At 60.0% G+C, this 18,465-nt stretch carries 15 protein-coding genes; 9 read left to right on the top strand and 6 right to left on the bottom strand.

The features are described from left to right. The first annotated feature begins 1 nt into the window (after nt 1). Nucleotides 2–2,257 (top strand): molybdopterin-dependent oxidoreductase, encoded by a 2,256-nt coding sequence (locus DDT56_RS15640; RefSeq protein ID WP_136167362.1) that lies wholly within the window; start codon nt 2–4, stop codon nt 2,255–2,257. A 95-nt stretch (nt 2,258–2,352) separates the two neighbouring features. Here the strand turns inward: DDT56_RS15640 and DDT56_RS15645 are convergent, their stop codons facing one another. From DDT56_RS15645 to DDT56_RS15665, 5 genes are read right to left on the bottom strand one after another with little or no spacing between them, the layout of a single operon-like run. Beyond that, nucleotides 2,353–3,525 carry a MalY/PatB family protein gene (locus tag DDT56_RS15645; RefSeq protein ID WP_136167363.1) on the bottom strand — a complete coding sequence of 391 codons (1,173 nt, stop codon included), beginning with the start codon at nt 3,523–3,525 and terminating at the stop codon, nt 2,353–2,355. Between the two features lie 24 nt (nt 3,526–3,549). Further along, nucleotides 3,550–4,389 (bottom strand): ABC transporter permease, encoded by an 840-nt coding sequence (locus tag DDT56_RS15650; RefSeq protein WP_136167364.1) that lies wholly within the window; start codon nt 4,387–4,389, stop codon nt 3,550–3,552. Nucleotides 4,390–4,403: 14 nt separating this feature from the next. Further along, nucleotides 4,404–5,432 carry an ABC transporter permease gene (locus tag DDT56_RS15655; protein ID WP_246856797.1) on the bottom strand — a complete coding sequence of 343 codons (1,029 nt, stop codon included), beginning with the start codon at nt 5,430–5,432 and terminating at the stop codon, nt 4,404–4,406. Beyond that, the gene (locus tag DDT56_RS15660; protein WP_136167365.1) at nt 5,410–7,110 is read right to left on the bottom strand and encodes an ABC transporter substrate-binding protein; all 1,701 of its coding nucleotides are present in this window, start codon (nt 7,108–7,110) and stop codon (nt 5,410–5,412) included. The genes DDT56_RS15655 and DDT56_RS15660 overlap by 23 nt, the downstream gene beginning before the upstream one ends. A gap of 44 nt (nt 7,111–7,154) precedes the next feature. Next, a complete protein-coding gene (locus DDT56_RS15665; RefSeq protein ID WP_136167366.1) occupies nt 7,155–8,837 on the bottom strand; it encodes an ABC transporter ATP-binding protein in 1,683 nt (560 codons plus the stop codon). A gap of 552 nt (nt 8,838–9,389) precedes the next feature. Between DDT56_RS15665 and DDT56_RS15670 the strand changes: the two genes are divergently transcribed. The 7 genes from DDT56_RS15670 to DDT56_RS15700 all read left to right on the top strand — a co-directional run bounded on the left by DDT56_RS15670 (nt 9,390) and on the right by DDT56_RS15700 (nt 16,908). Then, complete coding sequence (locus DDT56_RS15670) at nt 9,390–10,292, top strand: creatininase family protein (RefSeq protein ID WP_136167367.1); 903 nt, start codon at nt 9,390–9,392, stop codon at nt 10,290–10,292. A gap of 1,047 nt (nt 10,293–11,339) precedes the next feature. Continuing rightward, nucleotides 11,340–12,122: a MetQ/NlpA family ABC transporter substrate-binding protein gene (locus DDT56_RS15675; RefSeq protein WP_050815655.1), complete on the top strand. Its 783-nt coding sequence runs from the start codon at nt 11,340–11,342 to the stop codon at nt 12,120–12,122. Between the two features lie 10 nt (nt 12,123–12,132). Next, the gene (locus DDT56_RS15680; protein ID WP_136167369.1) at nt 12,133–13,461 is read left to right on the top strand and encodes a phenylacetate--CoA ligase family protein; all 1,329 of its coding nucleotides are present in this window, start codon (nt 12,133–12,135) and stop codon (nt 13,459–13,461) included. 125 nt (nt 13,462–13,586) lie between these two features. After that, complete coding sequence (locus tag DDT56_RS15685; RefSeq protein WP_136167370.1) at nt 13,587–14,231, top strand: 2-oxoacid:acceptor oxidoreductase family protein; 645 nt, start codon at nt 13,587–13,589, stop codon at nt 14,229–14,231. Then, nucleotides 14,224–14,676 carry a 4Fe-4S dicluster-binding protein gene (locus tag DDT56_RS15690; protein WP_136167371.1) on the top strand — a complete coding sequence of 151 codons (453 nt, stop codon included), beginning with the start codon at nt 14,224–14,226 and terminating at the stop codon, nt 14,674–14,676. The genes DDT56_RS15685 and DDT56_RS15690 overlap by 8 nt, the downstream gene beginning before the upstream one ends. Further along, nucleotides 14,673–16,019 (top strand): pyruvate ferredoxin oxidoreductase, encoded by a 1,347-nt coding sequence (porA, locus tag DDT56_RS15695; protein WP_136167372.1) that lies wholly within the window; start codon nt 14,673–14,675, stop codon nt 16,017–16,019. The genes DDT56_RS15690 and porA overlap by 4 nt, the downstream gene beginning before the upstream one ends. Next, nucleotides 16,003–16,908 (top strand): thiamine pyrophosphate-dependent enzyme, encoded by a 906-nt coding sequence (locus DDT56_RS15700; protein ID WP_136167373.1) that lies wholly within the window; start codon nt 16,003–16,005, stop codon nt 16,906–16,908. The genes porA and DDT56_RS15700 overlap by 17 nt, the downstream gene beginning before the upstream one ends. Nucleotides 16,909–16,911: 3 nt before the next feature. Here the strand turns inward: DDT56_RS15700 and DDT56_RS15705 are convergent, their stop codons facing one another. Further along, nucleotides 16,912–17,799 carry an AraC family transcriptional regulator gene (locus DDT56_RS15705; protein ID WP_136167374.1) on the bottom strand — a complete coding sequence of 296 codons (888 nt, stop codon included), beginning with the start codon at nt 17,797–17,799 and terminating at the stop codon, nt 16,912–16,914. 111 nt (nt 17,800–17,910) lie between these two features. On the opposite strand from DDT56_RS15705, the gene DDT56_RS15710 reads away from it, so the two are divergent. Beyond that, a complete protein-coding gene (locus DDT56_RS15710) occupies nt 17,911–18,462 on the top strand; it encodes a carboxymuconolactone decarboxylase family protein (RefSeq protein ID WP_136167375.1) in 552 nt (183 codons plus the stop codon). Nucleotides 18,463–18,465 lie beyond the last annotated feature (3 nt).

An 18,465-nucleotide genomic window follows, 5' to 3' on the forward strand; every position in this document is an offset into this window, starting at 1 on the left:
GATGCATCTTTTCGCCAGCCATTTCGGCACCTACGAAGTAGCGCGGGACGCGTGCGGCGAGCCGGTTTTGCGGCCGTTTCGCCACGATCCAAGGCCGTCGCCCATCGGTTTGCGCTATCTGGAACTGGCGCGGAGCGCGACGCGGATAACGGCGCCGATGGCGCGGCGCAGCTGGCTGGAGCAAGGTGCGCTGGCGTCCGACCGTCGGCTGCGCGGTCGCGAGGAGTTTGTCGCCGTCGACTGGCCAACGGTCAGCCGGCGGATTGCCGATGAAATTATCCGCGTCAGGGAACGGCACGGTAATCAGGCCATTTTCGGCGGCTCCTACGGCTGGGCCAGCGCCGGACGCTTTCATCACGCGCAGAGTCAGCTCAAGCGGTTATTGAATCTGGCGGGGGGCTTTACCTCATCGGTCAATACCTATTCCTACGGCGCCGCCGCGGTGCTGCTGCCCCACGTGCTGGGGAAGGAGTATCAGGACGCCTGCGCCACCGCGCCCTCATGGAGCGATATCGCCGGCCATTGCCGCCTGCTGGTGAGTTTCGGCGGGCTGCGGCTGAGCAACGCCCAGGTAGAAGCGGGAGGCACCGGCGCCCATCGGGTTGAACCCTGGCTTGCCGACGCCAAGGCCAACGGGATGCGCCTGGTGATGATTTCCCCTTCCGGCCGCGATGCGCCGCCGGGCGGGCAGGTTGAACATATACCGCTGCGTCCCAATACCGACGCCGCCGTGATGCTGGCGCTGGCGCATACGCTGCTGGCGGAAGGACGGGCCGATCGGGCGTTTGTCGCCCGCTGCTGTGCGGGCTTCGCCGAATTTGAAGCCTATCTGTTCGGACGGGACGACGGCGTGGCCAAAGACGTCGTCTGGGCGGAGGCCATTTCCGGCGTGTCCCGCGAGCGGCTGTATCGGTTGGCCCATGAGTTGGCCGGGCAGCCCTGTCTGATTAATGCGGCCTGGTCGCTGCAACGGGCGCGCTATGGCGAACAATCCTATTGGGCCGCTATCGCTCTGGCCTGTTTGACCGGCGGCGTCGGGCGTCCCGGCTGCGGTTTTTCCTTCGGCCTCGGCGCGGTGAACTCGGTGGGGCAGCCGGTGCGCCGCTTGCGCGGGCCGGCGGTGGACCAGGGGGTGAATGCGGTCAGGCGGCCGATTCCTGTGGCGCGGCTTACCGAGTTGCTGGAAAACCCCGGCGGAACGCTGCGCTATAACGGCGCCGCGCTGCCGCTGCCCGATATTCGCCTGATCTGGTGGGCGGGCGGCAATCCTTTTCACCATCATCAGGATCTGCACCGCCTGGCGCGGGCCTGGCAACGGCCGGAAACCATCATTGTCTCGGAGCAGGTGTGGACGGCCACCGCGCGCATGGCCGATATCGTATTGCCCGCCGCGCTGCCGTTTGAGCGGGATGACCTGGCGGCCTCGTCCAGGGATAACTGGCTGATCTATAGCCGCAAGGTCAGTGCGCCGCCGCCGCAGGTGCTGACCGACCATCAGGCGTTGACGCGGGTGGCGGAATGTCTGGGGATCGCCGACGCCTTTACGGAAGGATTAAGCGAAGCGCAGTGGATTGAACGTTTGTATCAGGGATATCAGCAGCGTTTCCCTGAATTGCCCGACTGGCGCTCATTTCGTCAGCGCGGCTTTGCGGTATTGGATGAAGGCGAAGACGCGCCGCATCCGGCCGATCATTTTATGCGTTTCGCCGCCGATCCGCAGGCGCATCCGCTGAGCACTCCGTCAGGGAAAATAGAGATTGGCTCCCGGCGGCTGCAGGCGTTCGGACATGCGGATCTGGGGGCGTTTCCGCACTGGCGCGCCCCTGAAGAGTGGCTGCTGGCGCCGTTGGCGGCGCAATATCCGCTGCATCTGCTCTCGCCCCAGCCCGCGACCCGTTTGCACAGCCAGTTGGACGAGGTAGGGGAAAGCGCCCGCGCCAAGCGCCGCGGCTATGAGGTCGCCAGCCTCTCCCCGCGGGACGCGGCGCGGGAAAACGTCGCTGAAGGGGATATCGTCGAACTGTACAACGCCCGCGGGCGCGTGCGGGTCTGCGCCCATATTGATAACCAACTGATGCCCGGCGTGGTAGTGTTGCCCACCGGCGCGGCTTTCCGTCCGGACGAGCAGGGATGCGACGTGGGAGGGAACCCGAATACGCTGACCGCCATCCTGCCGACCTCGTCATTTTCACAGGCCGCCGCGCCGAACTCCTGCCTGGTGGCGCTGAAGCGCTGCGATCAACGCTCGGTTCTTTGAGGAACGTTGAAAACCAGCGCCGCGTTGGCCCGTAGGGGAGGCGTCTCCGCGAAAAGCCGAGTTCGCGTAAATAATGGTGACCGGGAGACGGGCCGTTACCCGGAAAAACACCGCTGCAAATTACGGATAGCCACGGCCAGCTGCGCGCGGGGCAAGGCGAAGTTTAAGCGCATAAATCCCGCGCCCTGGCTGCCGAAATGGAGACCGTTTTCAAGTAGTAATCCCGCCTCATGGCGCAGACGGCTCGCCAGTTCAGGCTGGGATAAACCGGTTTTTCTGAAATCCAGCCAGGCAAGGTAGCTGCCCTGGTTTTCGAACAACTCGACGTCGGCGATGCTATCCACCCCTTGCTGCAACAGGATGTAGTTCATCTTTAAGTAATCAATCAGGGCATCCAGCCACTGCGCGCCGTAACGGTAGGCCGCATCGCCGCCGTACAGCGCAAACATATTCGGCTTGTGCACCATGCGTTGCCGCAGGGCATTGGCGATCTTTTCCCTGATGGACGCGTTGCGGATAATCAGGTTGGCCATTTGCAGGCCGGCGAGATTAAAGGTTTTTTCCGGCGAGGTGAAGGTGACGGCGAGATCGGCGAATTGATCGTTTAGCCCGGCCAGCGGCGTATAGGGCACGTCCCCCAGGATCAGGTCCTGGTGGACGTCATCGGAGAGCAACAGCAGGTTATGCCGCTGGCAGAGCTCGCCGATCGCCGTTAGTTCATCCGCCCGCCAGACCTTACCGATAGGGTTATGCGGATTACACAGGATCATCAGGCGGGTGTTGGCGCCAAGCCGGCTTTCAAGCCGCCTGAAATCCAGCGTATAGTTTTTCTCCCCCTCATCCAGCGCCACCTCGATGATATTCCTGCCGGTCTGCTCGATGACCTGGGCGAAGGCGCCAAAGCCCGGCGAGAGGATAACAATATCATCCTGTGGTTCGGTCAGGGTGTGGATAACCGCATCCATGGCGCTTTCGACCGAGATGCAGGGAACCACCCACTCGGGTTTAATCCGCCAGCGATGTCTGGTCGCCAGCCAGTCGCAGAGCGGGTCGATGACCAGATCGGCGTACTCGGTATAGCCAAATACGCCGTGGGTGACCAGGTCTTGCAGCGCGTGCGCCACCGCCGGCGGCGATGCGAAGTCCATATCGGCGATCGATAAGGGGAGCGGCGGCGGCCCGGCGGAGGTCGCCTGGTTTTCCGCCGCCAGCCATTTGGTGGAGTTCCTGGTTCGCCGGTCAATGATACGGTCAAAGTCATAAGACAACGTCTTGTTCCTCAGCGGATAAGCCTACAGCACCGGCAGCGCCGCGCCCCGGCGGCGCAGGCGCGGATTGAGGGCGGTATGCAGCGCGTCGCTCAGCAGGTTCAGCGCCATTACCGTCAACATAATCGCCACGCCGGGCAGGGCGGTCATATACCAGCCGGTGCGCAGCGCGTCCCGCCCGGTGCCGATCATCGACCCCCAGCTCACCACGTTGGGATCGCCCAGCCCGAGGAACGACAGACCGGCTTCGGACAGAATGGCGTTGGCGATAAGCAGGGCGGTGGAAACCACCACCGGCGTCCAGGCGTTGGGGAGTATTTCACGAAAAATCAGATGCATATCGCTGGCTCCCAGCGATATGCTGGCGCGAACGAATTCCCGCTCGCGCAGCGCCAGAAATTCCGTGCGCACCAGCCTGGCGATGCTGGTCCAGGAGGTGATGCCGAGGGCGAAAATAATGGTGTTGATGGAAGGCTGCAATACCGCCACCAGAATAATCGCCAGCAGAAAGGCCGGAATGGTTTGAAACAGCGTGGTGACGGCGGTCAGCGCGCTATCCACCCGCCCGCGGTAAAAGCCGGACGCCACGCCGACGGCGATGCCGATAAGCAGGGAGATGACCGTCGAGGCGACGCCGACCAGCAGCGAGACGCGGGCGCCGTGCAACAGGCCGGCCAGAATATCCCGCCCCATCAGGTCGGTGCCGAGCGGAAACTGGGGATCCTGCCCCGGCCACAGATAGGGAACGCCCACCATATTCATCGGGTCGTCGGGGAAAAACCAGGTCGCCGCGCCAGCGGCGGCCAGCACCGCCAGCAAAATAGTGAGACCGATGGCGGCGGAAGGTTGTAGTAACCAGCGCATTTTACCTCCAGGGCTTAACGCCCGCGATTAACAACGCGTACCCGCGGGTCGAGCCAGGCGTGCGCCACGTCCACCAGCAGATTCGACAGCACCACCAGTACGCTGCTGAACAGCAAGACGCCCAGCAGAACGGGAATATCCCGGCTGCGGATGGCGTCGAACGACAGCTGCCCCAGTCCCGGCCAGGCGAAGACGGTTTCCACTACGATCGAGCCCCCCAGCAGGGCGCTGCTCTGCAAGCCCAGCATGGTGATTACCGGCAGCACGGCATGGCGCAGCGCGTGAGCGAAAATCACCCGCTTTTCGCGCGCGCCCTTGGCCCACGCGGTGCGGATAAAATCTTCGGACAGGGTTTCAATCATCGAGGCGCGGGACAGCCGGGCATACACCGCCATGTAATAGATAGCCAGCGTCAGCACCGGCAGCACCAGGTGCGCCGCAATATCCCCCAGCCGGCGCCAACCGGCGTAGCCGGCGTTGATATCCTGCCAGCCGCTGGCCGGCAGCCAGGGCAGCTTAACGGCGAACAGCACAATCAGCATCAGGGCGACCCAGAACATGGGGGCCGAATAGCCGATGGTGGAGAGCATGGATATCACCGTGTCGGCCGCGCCGTGCGGCCGCCGAGCCGAAGCGACGCCCAGCAGCACGCCGCCGGTCACCGACAGGATCAGGGCGACCCCCACCAGCAGGATGGTGGCCGGCATTCTGTCGAGGATCAGATCCAGCACCGGTTCGCCGAAACGGAACGAGAACCCCAGATCTCCCTGCGCCAGCATTCCCAGATAGGCCGTAAGCTGGATAAACAGGTTGCGATCCAGTCCGAACAGTTCGCGCAGATGCTGGATTTGCTCCGGCGTGGCGCTGCCGCTTTCACTGGCGATAACGTCCACCAGGTCGCCCGGCAGCGCCTTTAGCAAGAAAAAGTTCAGCGTGGCGACGGCAATCACCACGCCGGCCAGCTGAAGCAATCTGAAAACCATTCGTTTGGTCATGGCGCTATTTTCCCGCTGCCGATCCTCATTTTTTGTCGAACCAGACATGAGCAAAATTATTCTGACTGTGGTTGAAGGTATCCGTCACATTGCGCAGATTTCTGGCCCAGATGCCAAACCACTTGAATTCAAAAATATTAATCTGCGGCAGATCGCGCTGCACAATTTGCTGCAACTCATGATAGAGCGCCACGCGCTTTTGCGGATCCACCTCGATTTGCGCCGCTTCGATAATGCGGTCCGCCTCCGGGCTGGCATAGCCCGAGGCGTTGGTCCACGGGGTGCCTTTGCTTTCCGATTTCGACCAGTACAGCTGTTCCACGCCCAGTTGCGGATCGGTCCAGTTTACCCCCCAGGAGCTGGCCAGCTGATAGTCGTAATCCTTGAATACGTTTTTGCTCCAGGTGGCCAGATCGAGCGCGCGCAGCGTCACATCGATGCCGATGGCGCGCAGCGCCTGACGCACGAATTCGCCGGTGCGGCGATAGTCGTCGCCGAAGGGAATAAAGTCATGATTGAGTTTAAAGCGCCAGCCGTCGGCCTTTTTCGGAAAGCCCGCTTCGTCCAGCAGCGCCTGCGCCTTTTTCGGATCGAAAGGGTACTGCTGGGTATCGTCGGTATAAAAGGTGCTTAACTGCGAGGAGACCGGCCCGGTGGCGGGTTTGGCGTAGCCGCCCCACACGGTTTTGACCAGCAGATCTTTATTGACGGCATGGGCGATGGCCTGGCGCACTTTCAGGTTGCCGAGAATCGGATCGCGCAGGTTGGGCAGCAGCCAGAACGAGGTGGCGAAGCCGTTGTAGCCGGCGGTATCCAGCGTCAGGCCCGGCAGTTTCGCCAGCCGGTCCGCGTCGGCGAAGGTAACGGGATTGCGCTCGCCGTATTGGATCGCGCCGGTTTCAAAGGCGGTGGCGCGGCCGGAAACGTCGGGAATGATTTTGAATAGCAGCTTGTCGAGGAAAGGTCTGTCGGGCTGCCAGTATTTATCGAAGCGTTCCAGCGCGATATGGCTGCCGCGCTGCCACTCCTTGAACACGAACGGACCGGTGCCGACGGGTTTGTTGTTATACGGGTTATTGGGAATGTCGGTGCCTTCATATAAATGTTTGGGCAGGATCGGCGTCGCCACCACGTCCAGCGCGTTGAGCACCACCGGCGTCGGTTTGGACAGGGTGAGGACCACCGTATGCTCGTCGGGAGTTTCCGTGGCGGTCAGATACTGGAATACCCGGCGGGCGACGGGGGAGTATTGCAGCCAGACATTTTCCGCCGAGAACTTCACATCCGCCGAGGTGAACGGCCGGCCGTCGTGCCAGAAGACGTTTTTACGCAAATAGAGCGTCACCTTCAGGCCGTCGTCGGAGAGCGCCACCTTTTCCGCCAGCTGCGGGCGGGGCGACAGATCCGGCGCGTAATCAAACAACCCGTCGAAAATTTTACTGACCACCGCCCGTCCGGGGGTGGAGGTATTGATAAAGAAAGCCAGCGTCGGCGGTTCCGGGTGCACCACCGCTTCCAGCGTGCCGCCGCGCACCGCGCCGCTCAGCGTATTCGGCAGGCTGCCGACTTCCGCCGCGCTCTCGTTCGGCCATACGCCGCCAAAAACCCCGGAAACCAGAATGGCGCCGGAGATGCCGAGAAATTTTCGACGGTTGATTTCGTAGTCGATAAGCGCATCCGCGGCGCTGTCGGAGGGATGCTGCTGATCGGTCGGATGAGTTGACATAGTGTGTATTCCCTTGTCTGTCGTTAATCGGTTTTAGGTTGGTTTTAGAAAAGTACCGCTGGCGTCTGGGGATTTCTTCTGCCCGGCACGGCATCCAGCAGCGTACGGGTATAAGGGTGTTGCGGCTGCTGCCAGATGCGCTGGTGGTCGCCTTCTTCCACGATGCGCCCGCCGTTCATCACCAGCACGCGATCGGCGATGTAGCGGACCACCGCCAGATCGTGCGAAATAAACAGATAGGTCAGCCCCAGCTCCGCCTTTAAATCCACCAGCAAATTCAGCACCTGAGCCTGCACGGAGACATCCAGGGCGGAGACCGGCTCATCGCAAATCAGCAGTTCCGGGCGCAGCACCAGCGCCCGGGCGATGCCGATGCGCTGGCGCTGGCCGCCGGAAAATTCGTGGGCGTAGCGGCTGCGCGCCGTACGGGGCAGGCCGACGTCATCGAGAATGCGCACGATGCGCCGTTCCCGCTCGCGCTTGTCCTTGAGGCCGTGGATAGCCAGCGCGTAACCCAGAATCTCCTCCACGCGCTGACGCGGATTGAGCGAACTGTACGGATCCTGGAAAATCATCTGTATCCGTTTGCGCCACGGCAGCAGTTCCTTGCGGGATAACGGCAGCAAATCCTGCCCGTTAAACAGCACCTGTCCCTGCTGCGCCGTCTCCAGTTGCATAATGGCGCGCGACAGCGTCGATTTGCCGCAGCCGGATTCCCCCACCAGACCCAGCGTTTCTCCGGCCTGAATATGCAGCGAAACGTCGTTAACCGCCGCCGCCTCGGTCCCGTCGCCCTGGTATCTTACGGTGAGGTTTCTGACCGACAGCATCGGCGCGGCATCCGATTGCGCGGCGGAAAATTGACGCGGGCGCGGCGGCGGGGCCGCGAGCGTAAACCCGTCTTTATCGTTGTAATGGATTTCCGCCAGCCGCGAGTGGCGATAGTGCCGATCCTGCTCCATATGCAGCGAAGCGCGCAGCAGGCCTTGCGTATAGGTATGCTGCGGGTTGCCCAGCACCTCATCCACCGTGCCCTGTTCCAGTTTGCGTCCGTTATGCATCACCGCCACCCGATCGGCCCACTGGGCGACGAGGCCTAAATCGTGGGTGATCAGCAGCACCGCCATATTTAACTCGCGGCGCAGTTCGTCCAGCAGCGCCAGGATTTGCGCCTGGATGGTGACATCCAGCGCGGTGGTCGGCTCATCGGCGATCAGCAGGCGCGGCTGGCAGGCGATGGCGATGGCGATCATCACCCGCTGGCGCTGACCGCCGGACAGGCTGTGCGGATAATCGTTAAAACGCCGCGCGGGGTCGGGCAGCCGGACCTGCTCCAGCAGCGCAATCGCCCGTTCCCGCGCCTGCGCCCGGCTTAGCGGCTGGTGCAGGGTCAGCGCCTCGGCGACCTGCTGACCGATGGTCAACACCGGATTCAGCGAGGTCATCGGCTCCTGAAAAATCATCGAAATATCGTTGCCGCGCAGCGCGGCGAGCTGTTTTTCGCTCTGGCGCAGCAGCGCGGTTTCCCCCAGCAAAATGGCGCCGCTCAGCGAAGCCTGTTTGGGCAACAGCCGCATAATGCTCAATGCGGTGGTGGACTTGCCGCAGCCGGATTCCCCCACCAGCGCCAGCATCTCTCCCGCGCCTATTTGCAGGTCGAGATTATCCACCGCCGTGTGCGCGCCGAAATGAACGCTCAGTCCTTTTATGTCTAGTAATGCCGTCATCCGAATACCTTGGTTGCAGGTCGTTGGCCGCCAAATTATTCGATACTTTAATCGCATTGGCCGCCGGTTCTTTAGGACAGTTTGATATTAGTTATATTGCGTAATTATATGGCGGTTATCTTAATTGACGGCGCGGACGAACCGTTCCAGCAGGCGAAACGGTGGGGAAGCCAATGCTTTTATCCCGTTTGTAAAGTTTGATTTTTCGCATTATATTTTAAATCGTGATTATATAAAAATATGATGCCGATCAATTTTTCCGTTTAAATTAAAATCAGAAGCTATCATCATAAAATAATTTTTATAAAAATAGCCGTTGGTTGGTAATTAAATAAATATTGCAATCAAAAATGATTTTTCTCATTAGGTCATGAAATATTGTTATTTATAGGGCGGATAATCTTTCTGCCATAGTAAGCGCGGTCGAGAGAATAAATTCAGGCCGCCGGTGGTTAAATAAGTCTTTAACGGTTGGGGAAATAATTATCACTGAATTCAACCGGCCGCCTATACCGTAAATAATAAAAATTTGCCAATTTTAACGAGGTATTTATGACGGATGCGATTCATTTTGATGAACTTTCATTGGATCAGGCGATTGAAAGCGCCGAGACGCGCGGAATAATCATTCTTCCGGTGGCGACCACCGAAGCGCACGGCACCCATCTGCCGCTGGGAACGGATATCTTTACCGCCGAATGGATTGCGGCGGAATTAAGCCGTAAAACGGGTCTGCCGGCGTTGCTGCCGACGCCGATAAGAGCCGGGGCGTCGCCCACCTTCCACTACGACGTCAACGGCGATCCGATCCCCGGCACGCTGGCCATCGGCCACGCCACCATGCATGCGCTGATCAAGGATATCGTGCGCGGGCTGTGGGCGACCGGTTTCCGTAAAGTCATTATCATTCAGGGGCACGGGCAACAGCCGAATTTCCAGGTTATCGCCCATGAGGTGGCGACCGAACTGCGCCGGGAGGGGAAGGCGATCTTTATCGGCGGCGCCACCTATTGGGAGCTGGCGGCGCAAACGCTGCGCGACGAACTGAATACGCCGTTCTATCACGCCGGGGAAGAGGAAACCAGCAACGTGCTCTTTGTCCGGCCCGATCTGGTGAAACTGGATACGGTGACCGGGCATGAATTGAAACCGCTGCTCGATCGTGATTTGCTCAAGCGCTCCGTCACCCACGATGAAACCGAGACATTCGGCGTGATGGATATCGCCACCTGGATCCCGATCCCCGCCGCGGGCCATAAAAGTCTCGGCGGGCTGGGGCGCACCGAGGATATCCTGACCGCCAGCGCCGACAAAGGGCGCAAGATATTAAGCAAGGCGGCGGACCGCTATCTGGCGCTGATCCGCGATTTGGAAACCCACTACGCGCCGGCGGAAGTGCCGGGAGTGGATGTCAAAACCCGCCCCGAGAAACCGCGCTTCAGCGTTGACTATTAGCCGCGATAATCAATCGTTCTGACGTGACCACGGAAGGCCTGAGGGTTCCCGGAAAATAATTAAGCATTATTTGATACATCGTTTTAGATAACAGGATGTGGTTTTTTAAAGGTTTTCCTTCGCGTAAAAAATCGCGCTGAGGTGGGCGTGACCGCCGGGTGAGCGACAGGACGTCGCGAAAGCCAGTGCCGCGCCGGNGGATGGGGCGAGTATCCCGCGTCAATGGCGGCCCGACCAGCGGTCACGAACGCCGAAGGCATCGCGCAGCGACGACACCATTTTGCAACGCAAAATGGAACAACGCTTGCGTTGGCCCGTAGGGTGAACCCCAACGGGGTTCATCATTTCGCGAAAAGCCGGGGGTCATGGGGCGGCGGCGACTGAGCCGCCCCATGTCGGGCGCGTGCTTCGACGGTTGCAGAAATCGACTGAGGTTAGTGCGCACGAAACCCTCACTGCGCTTACAGAAATTTCTTTCCCAGATTTGTGGGAAACCCTCAGTATGCAGGCGGGTAATGCAACACGGAATAACGCCCCCGCACGCTTAGCATTTTTATTGATTATTATTCCCGCCAGTCAGAAATGACTGGTACGGAATAATCCGTTCATCCCAAGACCGATTGGACGCGCTGCGCTGGAAAATATGATGCCGATCAATTTTCATCTGAGGTAATAAGATTGGTTATCAGATAAGGTAAATCATCGGCGGGGGGTTATTTCCGCTAACCTTTTATATCCTATAATATTTTGCTGGATAAAGAATCCGACAAGAAGGGGTATTTGATAACAGCGGTCATAAAAATAGTGTTTTTTAACAAAGGAGTAACGAGAATATCTAATTCTATTTTTTACATAATGATAGTCGATTAAGTGATTTATATTTCCCCGCGTTTGTTGATAGCGTTTTTTCGTTGAATATCTATTTTGTGACGCCTACTCCGTAAAGCGGGTATCCGTTTAATTTATATGGGAAGGAATTAAATGATTTCAGGAAAGTACACCCGATATTTATATTTACTGCTGTCCTTATTGGCCGGCATTATTTTTATGCATTCCCATACGGCGCGGGCGCAACAGCAGACGATTGTGTTCGGCGTGGCGCCCGGCCCTTACGGCGATATGATTAAATTCGCCATCAGACCGGGGCTGGAGCAGAAAGGTTATAAAGTCAGGGTCACCGAATTCAGCGATTACGTGCAGCCCAACCTGGCGCTGGCGAACGGCAGCATCGACGCCAATTTATTTCAGCATCGTCCTTATCTGATAAAGTTTTCCGCCGACAAAGGGCTGAAGCTGTCGCCGCTGATTAATGTGCCCACCGCCGGGCTGGGCCTGTATTCAAAACGAATTAAAAGCCTGGATGAACTCAAGCGCGGCGACGTGGTGACCTTGTCGAACGACCCCACCAATCTGGCGCGCGGCATCCGCTTTCTGGAGACGCTGGATCTGGTCACCCTGAAAGGGGATATCGACCCGACCAAAGCCACGATAAGAGATATCGGCGGCAATCCCAGAGGGCTGGAGTTCAGACCGCTGGAGGCGGCGCAATTGCCAAGAACGCTGGAGAGTTCCGCCGCCTCGCTGGTGAACGGCAATTTCGCCATCGCCTCAGGTCTGAAACTGTCGGAGGCCATTGCGCTGGAACAGCTTGATGAAGAGCTTAAAAACCTGGTGGCGGTGCGCACCGAAGATTTAAACAAACCGTTCGCCGCCGATATCAAAGCGGTTATCGAATCCCCGGAATTCGCCGCGGTGATACAGGATCCGCAATATATCTTCCGCGACTTCCAGAAACCGCAGTGGCTGCAAACGAAGCTGGGACAGAAATAAGGGTAGTGTGATGACGAAAACGAGCTATCGGCGTTACTGGGACGAGGTGGAAATATTACCCCGTCATGAACTTGAGGCGCTGCAACTGCAACGGTTAAAAAGCACCGTCTCTCATGCCTATGCCCATTCTCCTTACTACCGGGAGGCGTTTGAGCGGGCGGGCATCCATCCTGATGATTTACACCGGCTGGACGATCTGCGCCGTTACCCCTTTATCGACAAGCAGATTGAAAGAGAGCGGCAGGACGCCGCCCCCCTGCTGGGGGATATTCTGGCCGTGCCGGAAGAGCAGGTGGTGTTTGTCTCCGCCTCGTCGGGCAGCACCGGCGTGCCGACGCTGAGCCCGTTCAGCTCGGACGACTTCGAACGCTATCAGGATATTCAGGCGCGGCTGTTCTGGGCGGTGGGCATGCGCCCGCACGATCGCTACGTGCACGCGCTCAATTTCACGCTGTTTGTCGGCGGGCCGGATGTTATCGGCGCCCAGAAGCTGGGCGCGCTCTGTTTCTGGGCCGGCACCATTCCTTCCGATCGCCTGCTGTATATTATGAAAACCTTCCAGCCCACCGTGACCTGGACCACGCCCTCCTATGCCTGGCATCTGGGGGAAACCGCGATCGCCCAGGGGATCGATCTGCATCGCGATCTGGCGATGAAGCGCATTATCGTCTGCGGCGAACCCGGCGGCTCGATTCCGGCGACCCGTCAGGCTATTGAAGAACGCTGGGGCGTTCAGGTATATGATTTTTACGGCATCTCTGATATTTACGGCGCCTGCGCCGGTTCCTGCGAGGTGAGGGACGGGCTGCATCTGGTGGAAGACGACATCCTGCTGGAAGTGCTGGACCCGGTCACCGATGAGCCGGTCGCGGACGGCCAGCCCGGCGAAATGGTGCTGACCTCGCTGACCAAACGGGCGCGCCCGATGATCCGTTTTCGCACCGGGGATATCATCGTCGCCGACCATTCCCCCTGCGCCTGCGGCCGAACCCATGTGCGCATTACGGTCACCGGACGTAAAGACGATATGTTTATCGTCTCCGGGGTGAATGTTTTCCCCGGCGATCTGGAAGCGATTGTGCGCGCCACGCCGGCGCTGAACGGCGAGTACCGCATTACGCTGTATGAAGAAGAGCACCTGACGCGTTTCGACATTGAAGTCGAACATAACGGCAACCCGGAAGACGCAAGCCAGCTGGAAGAGTATCTGCATCTGGAGATTAAAACCCGGCTTGGCGTACGTCCCAAACGGGTGCTGCTGCTGGCGCCGGAAACCCTGCCGCGCCACACCCATAAAGCGAAACGCGTGATTGATACCCGCAGCGCCTGCGCGCTGTAGATTTTATTTACCCATTATCATGCCCAATAGATTTCAGGGGCAAGAAGGCGTCATGTCCGGATTCAGTCAGCACCTTTCGTTAGGGGATAACCCTCCCTCTTTTAACCATATCCGGGATCGCAGCCATGCTTGATATTCTCTGGCTGGGGCGGGGCGGCCAGGGGGCGTTTACCGCCGCCCGGCTGCTGGGGCTGGCGGCGGTGCGTTTTGCCGATCTGGAAGCGATGGCCTTTCCCTCTTTCGGCCCGGAACGCCGGGGCGCCCCGGTTTATGCCTATACCCGATTGTCCCGCTCGCCGATCCGCGATCGCAGCCCGGTGCGCCAGGCTCAGGTGGCGGTGGTGATGGATGAGACCCTGCTGCCGCAGCTGCGCGCCGAGCAGCTTTCCGCCGGCGCGTTGATTCTTATTGACGCAAAACAGGATCAGGGGGTTCAGCGCCTGCCCATCGGTCTGGGGTGGCGAGTGCCGGCGCGTGCGCTGGCGGAGCATCATCTGGGAAGCCCGCATGCCAACACCGTGCTGCTCGGCATACTCAACGGCGTGCTCTCCCTGCTGCCGCCCGCGGCGCTGGAGAAGGCGATTATTTCCGAATTCGCGCCGCACTGGCAGGCGCCCGCTCCCCTGCCGGAGCGGGTGCGCCGTAATCTGGCGGCGTTCGCCGCCGCCGGCCGGTTTGCCCGGACGGAGGAAAACCTCGCCGCTCCGCTGGCGGACTGGCTGGCCGAGCATCATCAAGCGGCGGCGATTCAGGAGGCGGCGCATGGCTGATTCGACCAAAGTTCCCGACGTGAACGGCGGCGCGCCCGAGCGTCCGCGCCGCGCCCGCAAAGGCGGGACCAGCCAGGACCCGCTGCCGGTAGCCTTATCCGGCCCCTGTCGGCGGCGTGCCCATCAAAAGCCTGATTTACGGCAATGGCCGGCTTCGCCTCAGCTTGCCTCCGGCTATCTGGTGGCGGAAAACAGCGGATGGCGCACCTCGCGGCCGAAAATCGAAGACAGCGCCTGTATCTGCTGCAACCTGTGCGTATTGCTCTGCCCCGACGGGGCGCTGGCCAATACCCGGGACAACTATCCCCGCCTGCTGGCGGAGTGGTGCAAAGGCTGCGGCATCTGTGCGCTGGAATGTCCTAAAGACGCCATCACTATGGTGAGCGAGTCCGACGCGTTATTGGCGGATAGCCAACACAATGCCGTTACGGGAGAACCGCGATGAGTCAATCTGCAACCGCTAGCGACGGGTTGAATACCCGCGATAAGGGCGAGCGCCTGTTCCTTTGCGGCAATGAGGCGGTGGCCCACGGCGTGCGCCTGTGCCGTCCCGCGGTGATCGCCGCTTATCCCATCACGCCGCAAACGGTGGTGGTGGAGCGGCTGGCCGAAATGGTGGAGGAGGGCGAGCTAGACGCCGAATTCGTCCATGTGGAATCGGAACATTCGGCGCTGTCGCTGGTGATGGGCAGCGCGGCGATGGGCGTGCGCACCTTTACCGCCACCTCTTCCCAGGGACTGCTGTATATGGCCGAGTGCCTGCCCTACAGCGCCGGCGGGCGTTTCCCGCTGGTGATGATGAATGCCAACCGGGCGCTGGCGCTGCCGTGGAATATCTATGGCGATCAAAGCGATTCCCTTTCCCAGCTCTCCAGCGGCTGGATCCAGGTTTACGCCGAAACCGCGCAGGAAAGTCTGGACCTGATTATTCAGGCCTATGCGCTGGCCGAACACCCCGAGGTGCGTACGCCGGTGCTGATCAATCTGGACGGTTTCGTTCTGACCCATACTTACGAGCCGGTGCAGCTGCCGCAACAGGCGTTGGTGGATTCGTTCCTTGCGAACCGCTTTTTTGCCGAGGGTACGCCGGGAACCTTCAGCCTTGAGCATCCGCAGAGCCTGGCGATCACCGCCGGGCCGGGGGAGTACACCGAGTTCAAATATCTGCAACACCAGGCGATGCGCGGCGCGTTAGCTGAAATCGCCGCCATCGGCCGGCGTTTCCGCGCCCATTTCGGTCGCGGCGAAGAAGGGATCACCGACGGCGTTATCGAAAGTTATCAACTGGACGACGCCGAACGGGTGGTGATTACGCTCGGCAGCGTGGCCGGTACGGTGCGCGCCGCCGTGGATGCGCTGCGCGCGCGGGGCGAAGCGGTCGGGCTGCTGCGTTTGCGTTACCTGCGGCCTTTCCCGCAGGGCGCATTGCTCGACGCGCTGTTTGGCGCCCATCGCACCCGCAGGGTACAGGCCGTCGCCGTGCTGGAGAAGGATATTTCCTTTGGTCAGCAGGGCGCGGTGGCGGTGGAGATCAAGTCCGCGCTGTTCGATTACGCCAGCGTGACCGGCGGGCGGGTGCCGCGCTTGCTCAACCAGATCGCCGGGCTGGGCGGGCAGGAGATCGGGCTGGAGGACGTGGTGCGGCTGTATGATGAATTAACCCGGCCGGCCGGGCGCTCGGCGCAGGAACCGGATTTGCGTTTTCTTGGCATTGACCCGCCGGAGCCCGATCGGCCTTCGTCAGCGGTTGCCGCTCAACGGGAGGACGCCCATGTCCATATCGATTAAAAACCTGCCGCCGGAAGAGTACTTTATCGGCCATAAAGCCTGCGCCGGCTGCGGCGGCAGTCTGGTGGTGCGTCTGGCGCTGAAGGTTTTCGGGCCGAAAACCCATGTGGTGATCCCGGCGGGCTGTATGTCGGCGGTCGGCTTTATCTATCCGCAAATGGCGGTGGGGGTGAATGCGATGATCGCGCCGTTCGCCGCCACCGGCGCGGTGCTCTCGGGGCTGGCGGCGGCGTTGCGCGCCAAAGGCATCAGCGATATTCCGGTGGTGGGGTTCGCCGGCGACGGCGCCACGGCGGATATCGGCCTGCAATCCCTGTCCGGCGCGTTCGATCGCCAGGAGCGCATTATCTATATCTGCTACGACAATGAAGCCTATATGAATACCGGCATTCAGAAGAGCGGCGCGACCCCCTGGGGAGCCAGAACCACCACCTCGCCGACCGGTTTCACGCCGCGCCGTCTCAACGTCAAGAAAGATTTGCTGCAGATAGCCGCCGCCCACCATGTGCCTTACGCCGCCACCGCCAGCGTGGGGCAGCCGTCCGATCTGCTGAAAAAGCTGGAGAAAGCGGCGTCCGTCGACGGACCGGCGTTTCTGCACGTCTTCGCCCCCTGTCCCACCGGCTGGGGCTGCGCCAGCGACAGCACGATAGCGCTGGGGAAAAGCGTGGTGGATACCGGGCTGTGGCCGCTGCTGGAATACCAGCACGGGGTGCTGACCATCAATCGCAATCCCAACCGTTTCGCGCCGCTGGAAAGCTATTTCTCCGCGCAGGGCCGCTTCAAGTCGCTGACGCCGGAAGTGCTGAGCGAACTGGCCGACGCGCGGGATGAGCGCTGGCGCGAACTCAGAGCCTGGGCAAACGCCACCGCGCCGGCGGTAGCCTGAACGCTATCGGCCGCGGTATTTGCCCGGTGTAACGCCGATGATGCGGCGGAATGCCCGATTAAAGGCGGCGATGGATTGGTAGCCGACCATTTCCGCCGTTTGTTGCAGCGTCTTGCCCTGCTCGATGTAGCGGCAGGCGAGGGACATGCGCAGCTGGCAGACCATTTCCGCCGGGGGAACCGCGGAGACCTGGCTGAAGCGTTGAATAAACCACGAACGGGACATCGCCATCGCGTCGGCCATTTTCGGGATGGTCCACTCTCTGGCGGGGAACAGCAAAATGGTGGCGATCAGGTTGAGAAATTCGGGCATGTTTTTGGCGGTTTCCAGCGCCGCCGCCGGCGGGTGCTGGTGCAAATATTGCCGGATACCGATAAAAAGCAGCGCCTCCGCCAGTGAAGAGATCAGTTTATGGCTGCACATCTCTTCTTTGGCGGCTTCATGATGAATTACCTCGGTGATCTTTCTCACCGCTTCGAATTCATCCTCCCGCTTTCTTATTATTATTTTGTGCGGCAGAAACGACAAAATCATATGGCTGATCACGCTGTGAAAAGTAAAAAAGCCGCAGACCAGGGCGGTTGATGAGCGATCGTGAAAATGCAACGGCTGCATTTTCTTGCCGGGCGCCCGCAGGGCGGCGTCTTTTTCCCGGTGATTGGAAAGGACGAACGGACAATCCTGGAAAATAAACACCATATCGCCGCGGTTAAGCGCTATCGGCTCGGGATCGTGCTCGGCGTGCAGCCAGCAGTCGCCGTCCATAACAATGTGGTAGCTTGATTTACCTTGCCCTGCGGTGCTGCCTTGCCAGGAGCCGCAATATTTGCCGATATGGAATACCGAACTTTCCACCCGCAGGTTTTCTAATAACCATTCGTTATCACGCATAATGTAATGGAATATAAACCGGACGATTGAGCAATAAACTATTTTGTACCAGCATTGATGGAGAGAGGCAATGGCAACATAATTCTTCGCAATGTTTACAGGAGAGAAGCCATGACCCGAGTCACCATCCAGACCATTGAGTCCGCCCCGGCGGAAAGCCGGCCCTATCTGGAAAACGCCAGGCGTATTTCCGGTTTTATTCCTAATTTATTGGGCGTGCTGGCGAATTCGCCGGCGGCGCTTAAAACCTATCTCACCGTAACGGATATTAATAACCATAACAGCCTGAGCGCGGCGGAAAGGGAAGTGGTGCAACTGGTGGCGGCCACCACCCACGGCTGCGCGTTTTGCGTCGCGGGGCATAGCGCGACCGTGGAAAAGAAAGCGATTCTGGCGCCGCAGGATCTGGCGGCGCTGCGCGAGGGCGCCGGGCTGGCGGATGCGCATCTGCAGGCCGTTGCCGATTTTACCCGCGAGGTGATTGCGCGGCGCGGCGCGGTGAGCGACGACGCCTATCAGGCGTTTTACGCGGCGGGCTTTACGCAACAGCAGGCGCTGGACGTGATACTCGGCGTCAGCCTGGCGACGCTGTGCAATTTCGCCAACGGTTTTGCGCAAACGCCGTTGAACCAGGAACTGCGGCGCTGGGCCTGGTCGGAATAATAA

The organism is Brenneria corticis (assembly GCF_003115855.1).
GTDB classification, from domain to species: Bacteria; Pseudomonadota; Gammaproteobacteria; order Enterobacterales; family Enterobacteriaceae; genus Brenneria; species Brenneria corticis.